The 14,711-nt window shown below is 37.3% G+C and carries 16 protein-coding genes; 10 read left to right on the forward strand and 6 right to left on the reverse strand.

Translation table 11 applies throughout. The features are described from left to right. Nucleotides 1-57: 57 nt before the first annotated feature. The 4 genes from clpX to AB1282_RS25485 form a co-directional block, all read right to left on the reverse strand. On the reverse strand, nt 58-1,329 hold the full coding sequence (gene clpX, locus AB1282_RS25470; protein WP_056472482.1) for an ATP-dependent protease ATP-binding subunit ClpX: 1,272 nt from the start codon (nt 1,327-1,329) through the stop codon (nt 58-60). Nucleotides 1,330-1,682: 353 nt separating this feature from the next. Next, complete coding sequence (gene tig / locus AB1282_RS25475) at nt 1,683-2,963, reverse strand: trigger factor (protein ID WP_056472479.1); 1,281 nt, start codon at nt 2,961-2,963, stop codon at nt 1,683-1,685. 426 nt (nt 2,964-3,389) lie between these two features. Next, nucleotides 3,390-4,373 (reverse strand): hypothetical protein, encoded by a 984-nt coding sequence (locus AB1282_RS25480; RefSeq protein WP_056472477.1) that lies wholly within the window; start codon nt 4,371-4,373, stop codon nt 3,390-3,392. 152 nt (nt 4,374-4,525) lie between these two features. Then, complete coding sequence (locus AB1282_RS25485) at nt 4,526-5,083, reverse strand: DUF4240 domain-containing protein (protein ID WP_429901030.1); 558 nt, start codon at nt 5,081-5,083, stop codon at nt 4,526-4,528. A gap of 690 nt (nt 5,084-5,773) precedes the next feature. On the opposite strand from AB1282_RS25485, the gene AB1282_RS25490 reads away from it, so the two are divergent. From AB1282_RS25490 to AB1282_RS25535, 10 genes are all read left to right on the forward strand, one after another. Further along, the gene (locus AB1282_RS25490) at nt 5,774-6,607 is read left to right on the forward strand and encodes a ParM/StbA family protein (RefSeq protein ID WP_429898172.1); all 834 of its coding nucleotides are present in this window, start codon (nt 5,774-5,776) and stop codon (nt 6,605-6,607) included. Continuing rightward, on the forward strand, nt 6,604-6,825 hold the full coding sequence (locus AB1282_RS25495; RefSeq protein WP_429898173.1) for a hypothetical protein: 222 nt from the start codon (nt 6,604-6,606) through the stop codon (nt 6,823-6,825). The genes AB1282_RS25490 and AB1282_RS25495 overlap by 4 nt, the downstream gene beginning before the upstream one ends. Nucleotides 6,826-6,991: 166 nt before the next feature. Then, nucleotides 6,992-7,270, forward strand: coding sequence for a hypothetical protein (locus AB1282_RS25500; RefSeq protein WP_429898174.1), 279 nt, complete (start codon nt 6,992-6,994; stop codon nt 7,268-7,270). 318 nt (nt 7,271-7,588) lie between these two features. After that, nucleotides 7,589-7,984 (forward strand): thiamine-binding protein, encoded by a 396-nt coding sequence (locus AB1282_RS25505; RefSeq protein ID WP_429898175.1) that lies wholly within the window; start codon nt 7,589-7,591, stop codon nt 7,982-7,984. Between the two features lie 29 nt (nt 7,985-8,013). Further along, nucleotides 8,014-8,154: a hypothetical protein gene (locus AB1282_RS25510; RefSeq protein WP_429898176.1), complete on the forward strand. Its 141-nt coding sequence runs from the start codon at nt 8,014-8,016 to the stop codon at nt 8,152-8,154. A gap of 11 nt (nt 8,155-8,165) precedes the next feature. Then, complete coding sequence (locus AB1282_RS25515; protein ID WP_429898177.1) at nt 8,166-8,306, forward strand: hypothetical protein; 141 nt, start codon at nt 8,166-8,168, stop codon at nt 8,304-8,306. A gap of 2 nt (nt 8,307-8,308) precedes the next feature. Next, entirely contained in the window at nt 8,309-9,007 is a 699-nt protein-coding gene (locus AB1282_RS25520) for a M23 family metallopeptidase (RefSeq protein WP_429898178.1), read from the forward strand. 13 nt (nt 9,008-9,020) lie between these two features. Next, nucleotides 9,021-11,645: an ATP-binding protein gene (locus AB1282_RS25525; protein WP_429898179.1), complete on the forward strand. Its 2,625-nt coding sequence runs from the start codon at nt 9,021-9,023 to the stop codon at nt 11,643-11,645. Between the two features lie 69 nt (nt 11,646-11,714). Then, nucleotides 11,715-12,128, forward strand: coding sequence for a hypothetical protein (locus tag AB1282_RS25530; protein ID WP_429901032.1), 414 nt, complete (start codon nt 11,715-11,717; stop codon nt 12,126-12,128). A 313-nt stretch (nt 12,129-12,441) separates the two neighbouring features. After that, nucleotides 12,442-12,717: a hypothetical protein gene (locus AB1282_RS25535; protein WP_429898181.1), complete on the forward strand. Its 276-nt coding sequence runs from the start codon at nt 12,442-12,444 to the stop codon at nt 12,715-12,717. A gap of 38 nt (nt 12,718-12,755) precedes the next feature. Here the strand turns inward: AB1282_RS25535 and AB1282_RS25540 are convergent, their stop codons facing one another. Both AB1282_RS25540 and AB1282_RS25545 read right to left on the reverse strand, forming a co-directional pair. After that, nucleotides 12,756-13,094: a helix-turn-helix domain-containing protein gene (locus tag AB1282_RS25540; protein ID WP_429898182.1), complete on the reverse strand. Its 339-nt coding sequence runs from the start codon at nt 13,092-13,094 to the stop codon at nt 12,756-12,758. Nucleotides 13,095-13,229: 135 nt separating this feature from the next. Continuing rightward, a partial coding sequence (locus AB1282_RS25545) for a hypothetical protein (protein ID WP_429901033.1) occupies nt 13,230-14,711 on the reverse strand: 1,482 nt, incomplete at its 5' end.

Below are 14,711 nucleotides of genomic sequence, written 5' to 3' on the forward strand. Positions count from 1 at the left end.
ACTCACTTAAATAAAGTCAAAATAAAAAACCAAATGCAAATGCATTTGGTTTTTTACTTATGCTAATTTATTTTCTTTTTTCTTTAAATCTAATTCTGTTCCATCTTCTAATACAAGCTTAGGAGCTGCACCAGTTTTTACAGTTTCTGCTGAGATAATACATTTTTGAATATCCTCACGTGAAGGTAATTCAAACATAATATCTAACATAATCCCTTCAATGATCGAACGTAGTCCACGAGCTCCAGTTTTACGCTCAATTGCTTTTTTAGCAATTTCAGTTAATGCGTTATCCTCAAACTCAAGATCAACTTGGTCAAGCTCTAGTAATTTTTGATATTGCTTAATTAAAGCATTTTTTGGTTTAGTTAAAATTTCAACTAATGATGCTTCATCAAGTTGCTCTAAATTAGCTAAAACTGGTAAACGACCAATGAACTCTGGAATTAAACCAAAGCGTAATAGGTCTTCTGGTAATACGTGGTTTAAAATTTCTTTTGAGCTTAAATCGCTCTTTTCAGAATCACCACTGAAACCAATTACCTTTTTACCTAAACGGCGTTTGATAATTTGTTCGATGCCATCAAATGCTCCACCACAAATAAATAAAATATTTGTCGTATCAATTTGAATGAATTCTTGATGAGGATGCTTACGACCACCTTGAGGAGGTACGCTTGCAACAGTTCCTTCAAGAATTTTTAAAAGCGCTTGCTGAACACCTTCACCAGACACATCACGTGTAATTGAAGGGTTTTCAGACTTACGTGCAACTTTATCAATTTCATCGATATAAATAATACCTTTTTCAGCGCGTTCTACATCATAATCAGCTGCTTGGATTAATTTTAAAAGAATGTTTTCAACATCTTCCCCAACATATCCAGCTTCTGTTAATGAAGTTGCATCCGCAATCGCAAATGGTACATTTAAAATTCGTGCTAAAGTTTGAGCTAATAATGTTTTACCACTACCAGTTGGCCCAATCATTGCAATATTACTTTTTGATAACTCAACCTCATCAATTTTGCTATTTGAATTAATACGTTTGTAATGATTATAAACAGCAACAGATAAAGCTTTTTTCGCATTATCCTGACCGATAACGTATTCATCAAGAATTTCGCAAATTTCTTTCGGTTTCGGAACGTCTTTAAACTCTACTTCCTCTTCTTTTGCTAGCTCTTCTTGAACAATTTCAGTACAAAGCTCAATACACTCGTCACAAATATATACACCAGGTCCTGCAACTAATTTTCTTACCTGAGACTGTGACTTCCCACAGAACGAACATTTTAGCTGTCCTTTTTCTTCGTTAAATTTGAACATATGTTCACTCCCTCTAAAAATTTCTAAAAACACTCAATATGTATGTAATCCCAAAAATATGTATCTTGTAGCTATATGATAGCATACAAAACAAACAAAGCAATTAAATACTACTCTAAAATTGTTTAAATTTTTAGAATATATATATTCTAATCTAAAGCTGATAATCCTTCTTTTAAAGAATTATTTTTAGTATAGCCACAATAATTTTTTAAAATCTGTATAACAGATTCTAACATATGTATATGTGTATTTTAAAGGAAACAGTTCTCTTTACCAAATATTTCATTATTTAAAAACAAGGCACGAAAAATCTCGCGCCTTGTTTAAGTCAATATTTGTTTATTTAACGCTTATTTTTTTCTGCTATCAACTAATAACTCAACAGCTTTACGGATTTGAATATCATCACGTACAGCGTCAGTTCCACCAAGCATAGTTACTAATTGCTCTGAAGGAATGTTATACATTGCAGATAAACGAGCTAATTCTTCGTTCATTTCTTCTTCAGTTGCATCGATTTTTTCAGCTTCAATGATTGCATCGATTGTTAAGTCGATTCTTACACGAGCTTCAGCATCTTGACGCATTTGAGCACGAAGATCTTCTTCTTTAGTACCAGTGAATTGGTAGTAAAGTTCTAAGTTTAATCCTTGTTGTGCAATACGTTGTTCAAAGTCTTTAACCATACGGTCAACTTGGCTTTCGAACATTACGTCTGGGATTTCGATTTCAGCATTTTCAGCTGCTTTTTGAACTAAAGCATCACGTAAGCTACCTTCAGCTTGAGATTTTTTAGATTCAACTAAATCATTTTTGATTTTAGCTTTAAGATCTTCTAAAGTTTCTACTTCGTCATTTACGTCTTTAGCAAACTCGTCGTTTAACTCAGGAAGTTCTTTCGCTTTAATTTCATGAACAGTTACTTTGAAAGTAGCAGCTTTTCCTGCTAATTCAGCACTGTGGTATTCTTCTGGGAATGTTACATTAACATCAGTTTCTACACCAGATTTAGTACCGATTAAAGCTTCTTCAAATCCAGGAATGAAAGAACCTGAACCGATTTCTAGTGGATAGTTTTCACCTTTTCCACCTTCGAAAGCTACGCCATCAACGAAACCTTCGAAATCAATTACAGCTGTATTTCCGTTTTCAACAGTACCATCTTCTTTAACTACTAACTCAGCTTGACGCTCTTGTAATGTAGTTAATTCAGCTTGTACGTCTTCGTCAGTTACAGTTGCATCCATTTCTTCAACTTCTAAGCCTTTGTATTCGCCTAATTTTACTTCAGGTTTTACAGTAACTTTTGCTTTGAAGATTAAAGTTTTACCTTTTTCCATTTGCTCAACGTCAACTTCTGGACGGTCAACTGGCTCAATACCAACCTCTTCAACAGCTTTGCCGTAAGCTTCTGGTAAAATTACATCTAAAGCATCATTATAAAGTGCTTCAATACCAAATTTTTGTTCGAAAATTGGGCGAGGTAATTTACCTTTACGGAATCCCGGTACATTGATAGTTTTTACAACTTTTTTGAAAGCTGCATCTAAACCTTTATCTACTTCAGAAGCTTCAACTTCTACAGTTAATAGACCAACGTTAGCTTCTAATTTTTCCCATTTAGCAGTCATTGTTAGTTCCCTCCAAAATTATCTAAAAAAATATATGTGTTTACGTATTTTCGTACTATACATGCCTGTCCATATTTAATAAAGAAAATGCATGTATAATTAAGTAAATAGTCGTTACAACCATTCTATTATAACACATTCCTTTTTTGTTTCAATATTTCCTATTTTTATAAGGAGAAAATATTAGGATTTTTTAATTTAGGAAGTAAATCATTTTTATTTTTAGATTACTTTTATAGTAGGCCGCGACCTAATCCTTCTAGTCAAGTTTGCTCTTATGAATTCTAGGTCTTCTTACATCGCCCGTAGGAAGAAGACCTAGAATTCATATCAACCAAACTTCCTTTATAGTACTTATTTTCCATTCCTTTTTTAACTTAAAAAACATAGAAGACCGAATGGACCATCTATGTTTTTCCAACTATGTTATTTTATGTTAAAGTATCCTTCATCTTCAAAGCGTTTTACTAAAGCAATTGCACTTTTTACAGGAAAATATTCTACATTAAATAAGTCTTTTAGTTCCTCTTCATCTACGCTACGATCAAAAAATTGTTGAACGATGCAATAGAAGCAAGCTGCCCATGTATTGATATCCGCTGGTATTGGGATAAAAGGGAAGTAAATTGTAATAAAGTGCTGGAAGTGTGTTTTTGCGATTTCGAAAGCAGAAGGGTCTTCACTTTCTAATACGTCACTTAATTTTTTTAATATAGCATCTACAAATGTTTTATGTTCATCGACTGAAACTGATGTATTCCAAACCATTCTTTGGTTTACTTTGTTAAGTTCAAAATCTTTATCGATTGATTGTTCTTGTAAAATAAACAAAATAAAACTTTGAATTAACGGATTTGCTCTGGGGCTTTTTAATATTTCGCTAATTTGGTCGATAACAAGGTTACAATCCAATCCCCTTAATTCATTAATTAATTCGAGCTGTTTATCAATGGGCTCAGAGTTTTCAACTATCATATGTAAATTAAGAACTTCACCCTTAATGCCTTCACGATCTGAAATTACTTTCTTTGATAATGAGAGCATCGCCTGAAACTTATCCATTTGATTTTCATCAATCCGTTTTTGAGTGAGTAGTCTTTTTATATTTTTTTGTAATTCTTCATATTCTTTTAATTGGAATAAAATGCTTATGTATACTTCAATTGCTTCATCACTCTCAAATGGCCCGAAAACTAAATCCTCACATCTCTCCTTAGCTTCCCTAGCCTGATTCCCTTCTAAAAGACACGCGACTGCAGCAAGTTCTGTTTGTGAATTATGCTCATTCATTTCTTTTAATTGATTACATAACATTAAAGCTTTACTATAATTTTTTTCTTCTAATGCTTTTTTACCTAAATTTATGATCCGATCCTTCAGTTTAGGAAAAAAGACAATATTGTCTTCCATGTTACTCTCCCCTAACATTTGTTATTTCCTGCACAAACTAGTTATGAAAAAGTGTATCATGAATTAAAATTATTTAAAATATTAAAGATACGCATATGGATGAATCAGTTTTTAAGTTACCATTTATTCCAACTACTGCATTTAGCTATTTTTTAGTATCCTAATGGTTTATTGCCAAATCTTTTCCATAACTTTGGAAACTTAGCTTTTAATTCGTCTTTCGACTTCCAATCGATCGTTAATTGTTGTTCAGGATAATCATAGCCTTTGCTTTCAATTAGTGAATTGAATTCATTCCACAATTGATCATCCCAATCATCATCGCCTTTACGCTTGATTGTATATGCTTGTAAAGCTAGATCTAACATATCTTCTAATTCTGGCGTAAGTCCCTCTTCTTCATAAATAGGAAAGATGTATTCAGCTAAATAATCCGGGTCATTTAACGTTTTCTTGTAAACTTGTTCTCCTTGACCGATTAACCACGCTCTAAAATGTGCAAATGAATCCTCAGAACAGCCATCCATGATGATCCATCCAGCTCCTAAAAGATTTGTGGTATACGCTTTCGAAAAAAAAGTTTCAAATTGAATTTCAAAACTAGCTATCTCTTCCTCTGATTGTTTAGTTAAATGATTTATTACCCATTCATATGGTTCTTCAACAATATGCATTTTGGATATTAAACTCCAAAATTCTTTTTCGTTCATTTATATCACTCCACTCTTTTTTTATACTAGAATAACATATCTAGTATAAATTTTATGATGATCTAAGATTTCTAATAATTGAAAGGAATCCTTACTAATTTATATAGTAAACGTAATTCATCATTTTATTTCTAAGGTTCTTAAATTAAAAGTAGTTAAAACACAAAAAAAGACACTTATTTTACATTTCGTAAAACAAGTGTCTTTTGGACGTCCTGAGAGGGATTCGAACCCCCGACCGCTATTTGAAAATAATAAATCCGCGCTTGTTCTATTCGTTCATTTCACGCAAATTTCATCGATTGAGTACGGCGTTCACTACCGTTCTTTCGCGAAAATCTTGACCGCTATACGATTAGTTTAACAAAGAATACGTATTTTAGTAAAGTAATTTTTCGGAATGGCTCCGTTACTTACTCGGAAGTTTATCGTTCATTTCTACGCAAATATCGGCGGAAGTTGACCGATAACCTAGACGTACCCTTCTCGCACGTTTTAACCGTCCATATAGCGTCCTAATCCTTCTCGAATATCTAACGTCCCATTAACGAAATTAACGCTAATTTGACGCTAATTTTAACGGTACACGCAATAATCGGAACGCTCCGTCATACATATGTATTACCGCTAGATGAAAAACGGCGGTTTGGTATTACGTATGTATTACCGAATTAACGAGGAGGTTTTCGAATGGATAATTTTATCGGAATTGACGCAGGCAACGACGGAACGAAAGTGGCGTACGATGGCGGAGTCTTCTCTTTTCCGTCATGCATTGGCGAAGCTCGCGACCGCAAATTAGAAAACAAACACGGAGCCTACGATTTAGACGTCGTATTCCGCAATAAACGGTATTTTATGGGAACACTAGCGAAGTATGAGAGCGATATGATCCGTCAAACTGGCGGCTTATCGAAGGTCAAAGAGGAAACGTTACTCCGCGTCTTGACGGCGTTGTTCCTCGCTTACAAAACGGATTACTCCGAAATCATTTCCGTAAACGTTGTCGTAGGCCAGCCGATTAAGATGCACACGCCGGACGAGAAATCGAAATTGCGCCATATAATAGAAGGAACGCACTCAATCAAGGTTAACGGCGCAGAAAAAACGTTCCATATCGCTAAGTGTTCCGTTGCAGCTGAGGGCGCTTCCGCTTACTTTTCTCTTCAATTTTACGAGGAAATTGTTCGGATAATCGATATAGGGTCCGGAACTGTTAACTTCGCTACAATTCGAGAAAATCGATTTATTGACCGTGATTCAAATACGTTAAACTTCGGAACAGAAAAAACGAACGATCACGAAGCGCTAGCGAAAGCAATCGTAGCATTCGTCGATAATCGTTGGAATAAAAAAGATAAGATTTATATCGTTGGAGGAAGTCACGAGAAATTTGCGGAGTTACTCTGCGACGAACTTAACATCAACATTCTAAAACCAGCGAGTTTATCGGCCGGAGAGTTATCGCCTATATATGCCAACGCAATCGGATTCTATCGCATATGTAAGAAGATAGGCCGATGAAGGCGCGCGTGATTAAGTCCGTATCATTTAACGCAAGTGATCCGATTGAGTTGTCGATGCTGGCGCATTTAACGAAATTCAGTAGCTTTTCCGTGTATGTGAAGCGATTAATTCAACGAGATATGGACGGAAGTTATGCGCCACCGAAAGCTACGCAAACATATCAGCAGACTCCGGAATTTGATGACGATAAAATTGATTACGAAAGTTTTACGTAAGGCTTCTCAAGGACACGCAACTTTCGGAAAGTTGGCGCATAAGCTAATAGCGTAAAGCGTAGCCGCTAAGTTAGCTTCGAAGAAAAGTAATACCGCCTGATTGGCGGTTTTTTATCACCTTAGCGCTATTACCGATAATACCGAAAATCTAACGGGAGGGATTCGAATGGGAAACAAATTTGTGAAGTCCGTTTCCTTTAATATTACGAATAAGGATGACGAAATTATTTTGAAGGCGGTCAAACGTCGCAACTTTTCCGGTTATGTTAAGAAATTAATTATGGCGGATATCCAGGCGAAGCAATTAGCGAAGGAGCCGGAGTCAGTCGAAAAGCCTGCCGTAGTTAAAAAAGAAGTTAAGCCGGAATCTAAAATCGATCAATTAAAAAAGCGCCAACAACAAGGAAAGTCGTCAGCACCACAAGTATTTAAACCGAATAGTTAAAACGAATGTTTAAAGTCCTAATAAAACCGATATTCCTCCGATAATAGCTCCGCCAATTAATCCTAATACTACATGCATTAAAATCACTCCTTTATTTAAGTTAAAATTAGTATTACCCTCTTTCGCCCGTTTATGCGAAGTTTACGAAATTAAAACGAAAAGGAAATGATTGCCGTGAAAACTAAGAGTTATACGATAAAAGAATTTTTAAATAAACAAAACAATCCTACGATTAGTATGAGTATTATCGATTTTATTATGATCTGTTTTTGGATAATTTTATTTTCACCGATTAAATATTTTTAGGAGGTCGTCATCATGGCGAAAACAACTACGATTAACTTTAACGACTTTATGTCCGGAGCATACAAAACGCCGAGAAAGGCGAAGCTGACGTTACCCAAGCGCAAGCCTCAAACGGTCAAAGAGGCGGTTAAAGACGTAATAGGCATCATATCTGCTTCCGGGTTAGCCTATCGAGTGATATCGATGGAAACGGTATTAGCTGCGAGTGCTGACGCAACTTTCGGAAATGTTCATGGCGCATTGATGAAGGCGTTCGATGCCGGCGTAGTATTAGTAATCATTTTCGCAGGCGCAAGTTGGGCGCTAGGACATCGTACGAAGGCCATCGAGATTATTATCGGAGTATGCTGCGGATATGTTTTAGCGAGACACGCGATCGACATTCGCGACTTTTTAAAAGGAATTTAAATGAGTAACCATTATAAGGAGGAATTGAAATGATAATTTTAGGTTATACAGTATCGATTTTAGCTTACGGAGCGTATTACGCAGCTTTTGGATACACAGGTTATGAAGTTGGGAAAATGTCATATCAGGCGGTAGTCAGAACGGTTAAAACTGTAAAAAATAAAAAATAGGGGTGTTCGAAATGGCTAGAAGAAAAACAACGCCAAAGAAATCGAAATCAAAAATTAAAAAGGTGCTAAAGAATACGAAAAAAGCCGCTATTAAAACTAAAAATATCACCGCGAAAGTTACGGATAAAATTAACAGTATTTGGGGGTATTGACGATGAAATTTCGATTAAGTGGCGCATTTGGCGAGTTATCGCCAGTACGCGACGGACGTCCTCATACCGGAATCGATATCGCAATGCCCGAAGGCACTGAGCTCCGTTCTATTTGCGAAGGTGTGGTCCAACGCGTAGTCGATTACGGTCATAACAATATCGGAAAAGGCGTAATCATTAAAGGAAACGACGGTAACTTTTATATCTACGGACACATGAGTAAAATTCGCGTTCAGAAAGGCACGTACGTTCACGACGGCTCATTCATCGGATTATCCGGAAATACCGGACATTCGACGGGCCCGCACTTACATTTCGGAATTCAAGCGCCAAACGGACACTTTATCGACCCTACTTCTACTTTTGATCATCTCGTAGCAAACTCCGGAAACAATTCGATAGGCGGTGCGTTATGGGAACGATTTAAGGACGTTCATGGCGCAAATGGCGTTAAAGATAACGCAGTCGATAAATTTATGAATCACCTGGCGACGGACTTATCGCATTGGTGCTCCGTTAAAATGCACGAATTTCATGATTGGTTTACGTGGGCATTGCCGGATATGGTCGGTTATCTAGCGCTAATCTCAGCGCTAAGTATTATGTTATTTTCGATAGTTGATACGAAATGGGTTAAGCGTACGATAGGCGGATTTGCCGCAGCTTTCATTGCTGCAGTCGGATATCTTACGTATAACTAAGGAGGCTTACGGCATGAGTAACGATAACTACGAAGTCATGCGAAATAACGGAAGTAGCGATTATCTTCCGCAAGTTAGAACGAATTATTATCCTGCTTTATATAATGACGGCAAGCCATCGGAAAAGCCACGCGGCACGAAGTCGTGGTCTAACGTTTGGAAGGCGAAAATTGAGACGATTAAATGGAACGACTTTTTTGAAGTAGAGCGCAATAAGATGGTCACTTATCGAATTATTCCGCATTCTAACGTAACGAATAATACGAAGCGATTATGGAGGACAATTTTTAAAATGTACGAAATGTATGAAGGTATAGGCAGCCGATTAGAACGCGATGGCTTTAAGTTAAGATATCGCGAAAAGGATACGTTTTGGTACGACATTATTTTCCGTCAAGTTAACGGTCAGAAAAAAGTCGAGTTCTACGTAAGCACTTCCGAATACCAAGCGCAGAAATTAAAACGCAAACTTGAAAATAAAATGCACGTTACGATAAAGGAAGCGAATGTTGAGGACTTGCGTGTACCTTCCGAGAATACTATCGTTCAAGAGTTGCGTTATTTGAAGCACGATTTATTCTCGATGAATACGAACTCAACGGACACGAAGACGCCAATCGCCGGCATTCTGAACACGGTTGACGAGTTGCAATTCGACGGAGACTTCGCTCGCCTTTCGATATGTAACGAAGCAGAAAATCGCAATAAATGGATTAAAAACGCAAGCTGGGCGTTTGAGAAAATCGGCAAAGGTAAAGTTCCGCAGCGTGCTGATCTTAACGCTAAGAAAATCGTGAACGCTTCGAAGATAGGAATTGCCGGCATCCTCAACGAAATTAACGACTTAATCACGGATACCTTCCAAGCGTTCACGAACGTATTCTTTAAGTCGGAGGAAAAGTATAAAAAGTCGAAGGTTATTCCGAAAGCCTATTCGCTAGAGGACGAAATTAGCTCGCGCACTCTCTCCGCCACTACTCGCGAAAAAGCGAATCAACCCGTATTCAAATCGCGCATACGCGTTGTATCGCATTCTAATGACCGTCTAACACGCGAAACGATGGGCGAGACTCTAGCGTTAGCCTTTAACGAAATCGCCGAAAATAACGAACTACACGGCGTTAAAATACGTATCAAAGCGCGTCAGAAGGAAGTTATCTCCGAGTTGAATACGCTAACCCTTTCGAATAAAACGAAGCTAGACGGAAACGTTAACCTGATTTCAACGGATGAAATGTCGAAGCTAGCGTTACAAATGCCAACGCAGGAGATTCAACGCAAGTATGCCGATGCTATGAGCGTTAAGGTTAACGTCGAAACGGATATTCCGAAGGCATTGCAGGATACGACGGGCATTTACCTCGGAGTTAGTGAAGTTAAAGACCGCAAAGTTCCGATTTACTTGCCGTACAAGAATCCGGATGACTTTTACCGAGGCTATGCGTTTATCGGCGCGCAAGGAATGGGAAAAGATACGGCGCTACAGAATTTCGTAGTTGAAAGTAATACGAAGCATAATATAAGTTTCGTTATTCCAGACGTTATTGTCGAGGAAGGCGACCGAGGATTAGCCGATGGGATTCGCGACTCTTTGCCCGCAGATAAAATAATTGATCTCGATTTAAACGATGAGACGTACAAAATTCCGCTTGATTTAACGGAAGTCGTTACGAAGTTAGGCCGCGCAGGCTCCGACCGTTTTGCTGACGAAATTATTAACTTGCTGAAACTTGACGGTCATATCGTAGCTAAACGGATATTACGTACCGCAGCAAAAGCGAGTCAAGGTTCGTTATATAATATCAAGCGAATTATCGAAAACGAAGATTACCGCTTTAGACGTATAGCAGAATTACAAGACGAAGGTAATTGGCGATTAGCAGACGAATTGTTATCGTGGGGAACGAACTTACCGACGAAAGATGAAAAAGGCGATACTGGACCGTCAATCGGAAATAAAGCTGACCCGGTATTGAACCGCTTAGACGACTTCTTCGGAAGCGATACTTTATTCGATATTTTCGCTCAATCACCTCTACCGGAATTAGATTTCGCTAAATGGATGACGGAAGGAAAAGTTATAATCGTTAGAATTCCTATTCGAAAAATTGGCGAAGCTGCTGCGAAGGTTTTAACGCATTGGCTTATTATTAAAACGTGGATGACGCGTATGTTAATGGCGAAGCAGGAACAGGAAAACGGATGCTTCGTAATATTTAACGAGCCGGAGCAGTTTATGACCGAAGGAATGGCGGACTTTATGAGCCGTATCGCAACGCAAGGACGTAAGGAAAGACTCGGTAGCCTGTTCGCGTTCCATCATTGGAACAAATTGCCGGCATCACTGCAAGAAAACTTAATCGCTGGCGGAATCAATCAGTTCCTTTTCGCTAACGATCATAAGCGCACGTTTGAACTCGCAAGTGAACGATTAGCGCCGACATTTACCGTCGAGGATGCGATGAGGATTCCGAAACATACCGCTATCAATATAGTTCGTGTTAACGGCTCCCCTGCTCACGCATTCCTCGTACAAATGGCGCCCCCTTGCGCTAAGCCTTACGATAACTCCTTCTTAACGAAACGCCACGCGAGGATTTACGGACGCCATTGGCAAGAATTGCAGAACGCGCTTTAAATAAAAAGGATATTTTATCCAATTTATAGAATATAGTTAGATTAGATTAATAAATGGAGGAATGAAAAAATGAAAAAACCTTTTTATAAAAAATGGTGGGTTTGGTTAATCGCGGTATTTCTATTCATAGGATTTGTTAACGCATTTAACGATACTGATACGGCTTCGACTAAACCTAAAGAAGAAGTAAAGAAAGAAACGATAAAAAAAGAGAAACCTAAGAAAGTTGCCACACCTAAGAAAGTCGATAACTCAATTAAATCTGGTATGTACAAAGTAGGTAGCGACATTCAGCCCGGAGAGTACGTTCTAATTTCAAACGGAATAGGCTACTTCCAAGTTTCTAAAGATAGTACCGGTAAGTTAGAAAGTATTATCTCAAATGATAACTTTACTACGAACGCAATCGTAAGTGTTAAATCCGGTCAATATTTGAGTTTAAAGGATCAAAAGCTTACCCAATCGCTAAAGCTCCTAAATTAGAACCTAAAAACGGTAAGTTAGGAGAAGGCACTTATAAAGTAGGACTTCACATTCAACCGGGCGAATATAAAGTATCAGCCGATGGAACGGGGTATGTTGAAGTAGCTAAGTCTAGTTACCACAATTTAACCGATATTGTAACTAACGATAATTTTGAAGGCGAAAAATACATCACGCTTAAAGCCGGTCAGTATATTAAGGTTCAAACGCGAGTATCATAGTTAAATAATTAAAGGCCTCTGACTTTTTCAGAGGTTTTATTTTTGTTATATTATAGGAAAACGCGCTACAATATCGTTAGGAGGCGAGCGTTATGTTTCCGCTAAAAAATTACTATGAAGCGTGTATTAAACGAGAAATTTACGGAATGCGAAAAGAGGACGCGATGAAGCGCTTGACGAATATACTTGCGTGTCATGTCGTGACAAAAGATACGGCTGAGTCCGTTCATGTCCGTTACTTTTCGTGCAAGTTGGACGGAGTTGAAATGGTGCCGAATATGGACCGTTGGATAGGGACGATTGCGTTGCGGATTGAGGGCGGATTTGTGCGAGAGTCGGCGATTAGCGTTTCGGATAAACAAAAATAGCGCCCCGCTTCCGAAGAGGCAGGGCGTTTGTTGTTGCGTTATAAAAACATTCGAAGCTTATCACAGTGATAGATTTTTTCCTCTCTAGTGACACCTTGTTTCGTTATCTCAAACAAGAAACTAGCTAAATATTCATTTCCGGCGATTTCATTGATCACATCAGATGGTAACTTACCGTACTGTAAGAAGAGTGTTTTTCGTTCAATCTCGTATGCAATCGCTAGTTTTTCCATGAGCTCATCATTTGCTGGAACTCTTTTATTTCTTTCGATATCGGAAATGTACGCCTCAGATACGCCAACTTCATTTGCAATGTCAATCATCTTCTTGTTATTACTACGTCTAGTTGTTCGAAGTATATATCCTACAGTTTTCATTTGGTTATTCCTTCCATTTTGGCGGTAATATAATTGTACCAAATTTTCTGCTTTTATGAAACAACCACTTAAAACAAAAAGTAGAACTGAGATTTTATTTGAAATTGTTACTGAACTATATGTTCCAAGTGTTCATCAACCAACTCGATACCACGTTCCACCATAGTACTCTAAAACGATAGTAGCGTAAGCGTTTAAGTTAGTTTGTAACACTCCATCAATTAATTGATCGTTTGTTAATCTTATATATGGATTACACCCACTGTTGTTATCAATACGTTTAATAGTAATTCGATAACCATCAGGGTACGAAGAAAGCACTGAACCATCTTGTAAATCCTGTATTCTAGGGAATCCACTTTGTCCAGTTCCATCAAAAATGAGTATTTTTAAGCTAGAGTCCCATGTAGTAAATCCTGTTGCATTTTTCTTCCCACTAGTTGGAGTAGTAATAGTTAAAAATTGATTGTTAACAAATTTTAAATCTCCATCAATAGGACTTTTAACTACATCTCCATTAGAACCAGATAAATGAGTCTTTAACGCTAACACTTTACTATCTGTTAATGAAAACTTATTAGAACCAGTTGCGTAGATTTGTGCCTTAGTATCATTTGTACTAGTACCATTGTTTGTATGTTTTGGTGGTGAAATAAAAATTCCACTACCTAAATATAGTTTTGTAGTCATTGCAACGGTATTATTTTTAAAATACAAAAAGCCATTTGTATAGGTTGTTCCGTAAAAATTCAAGGAGACTTGACTAGCATAAAAAGATAAAACATTTCCAGTGTCGTATTCTCTGAATATTGCGTTGTAGTCTGATGTATCAATAAAAACATTGTAAACAACGTTATCTAATACAACACGATCTATATCACCTTTGTTCTTTGTAATTAACATTCGTTTGGCAGTAGTAGCAGTCGTTTGATTTGAAACAATGTTTTTGAAAGTAACATTATTAATGTAGACATCTTCAATTCTTATTTGCCCATAATCATACGTGTATACATAATTCGCTTCACCATATACATTTGTAACCGTAAGATTTTTAACATTACCTCTAGTTGGTTTACCATAGTTACCAATTAAGATTATACTGTCATTGCAGTCACCATATAACCCATCAACTGTTAAATTAGTAGATGTGAACCCACCACTTGTATAAATCGCAACAGCTCTCCAAGGATTACGACCACTTGAATGTTTTTGAGGTCTAATGTTACGAACAACAATATTTTGAATGTCTGCTGCTACTGTATTTGTTCCTGCCCAATCTACCCCACTAAGAACGGCAACTAAATCATCATCACTAAAACCACTTATATTTTCAATTAACAGGTTACTAGACATTCCGGTTACTCCGTCTCGTCTTGAACCACCATTTACATTAAGTGTTGATAATCCTTGTGCAACTTGGATGTCTCTAAATGTTGCGTAGTTACAATTCCAATGGTTAATTCCATGCCCTCTAATGTTTTTTAACGTTACTTTTTCAACTAATAAATTTGTAACGTTTTTAAAGACCATTCCTTTACAAGTGTCATAATTTGAACCTGTTTCTACTCCTTGGTTAGCATCGTTACCATTGATTATGCCACCTTTCCAAGTTATGTT

This window comes from Gottfriedia sp. S16(2024) (assembly GCF_050473765.1).
In the GTDB taxonomy this organism is placed as follows: domain Bacteria; phylum Bacillota; class Bacilli; order Bacillales; family Bacillaceae_G; genus Gottfriedia.

Coding starts and splice junctions, on each gene's coding strand:
- AB1282_RS25480 (WP_056472477.1), bottom strand. CDS start 4,373: ATGGAAGACAATATTGTCTTTTTTCCTAAACTGAAGGATCGGATCATA.
- AB1282_RS25510 (WP_429898176.1), top strand. CDS start 8,014: ATGATAATTTTAGGTTATACAGTATCGATTTTAGCTTACGGAGCGTAT.
- AB1282_RS25530 (WP_429901032.1), top strand. CDS start 11,715: ATGAAAAAACCTTTTTATAAAAAATGGTGGGTTTGGTTAATCGCGGTA.
- tig (WP_056472479.1), bottom strand. CDS start 2,963: ATGACTGCTAAATGGGAAAAATTAGAAGCTAACGTTGGTCTATTAACT.
- clpX (WP_056472482.1), bottom strand. CDS start 1,329: ATGTTCAAATTTAACGAAGAAAAAGGACAGCTAAAATGTTCGTTCTGT.
- AB1282_RS25525 (WP_429898179.1), top strand. CDS start 9,021: ATGAGTAACGATAACTACGAAGTCATGCGAAATAACGGAAGTAGCGAT.
- AB1282_RS25490 (WP_429898172.1), top strand. CDS start 5,774: ATGGATAATTTTATCGGAATTGACGCAGGCAACGACGGAACGAAAGTG.
- AB1282_RS25520 (WP_429898178.1), top strand. CDS start 8,309: ATGAAATTTCGATTAAGTGGCGCATTTGGCGAGTTATCGCCAGTACGC.
- AB1282_RS25495 (WP_429898173.1), top strand. CDS start 6,604: ATGAAGGCGCGCGTGATTAAGTCCGTATCATTTAACGCAAGTGATCCG.
- AB1282_RS25515 (WP_429898177.1), top strand. CDS start 8,166: ATGGCTAGAAGAAAAACAACGCCAAAGAAATCGAAATCAAAAATTAAA.
- AB1282_RS25505 (WP_429898175.1), top strand. CDS start 7,589: ATGGCGAAAACAACTACGATTAACTTTAACGACTTTATGTCCGGAGCA.
- AB1282_RS25500 (WP_429898174.1), top strand. CDS start 6,992: ATGGGAAACAAATTTGTGAAGTCCGTTTCCTTTAATATTACGAATAAG.
- AB1282_RS25540 (WP_429898182.1), bottom strand. CDS start 13,094: ATGAAAACTGTAGGATATATACTTCGAACAACTAGACGTAGTAATAAC.
- AB1282_RS25535 (WP_429898181.1), top strand. CDS start 12,442: ATGTTTCCGCTAAAAAATTACTATGAAGCGTGTATTAAACGAGAAATT.
- AB1282_RS25485 (WP_429901030.1), bottom strand. CDS start 5,083: ATGAACGAAAAAGAATTTTGGAGTTTAATATCCAAAATGCATATTGTT.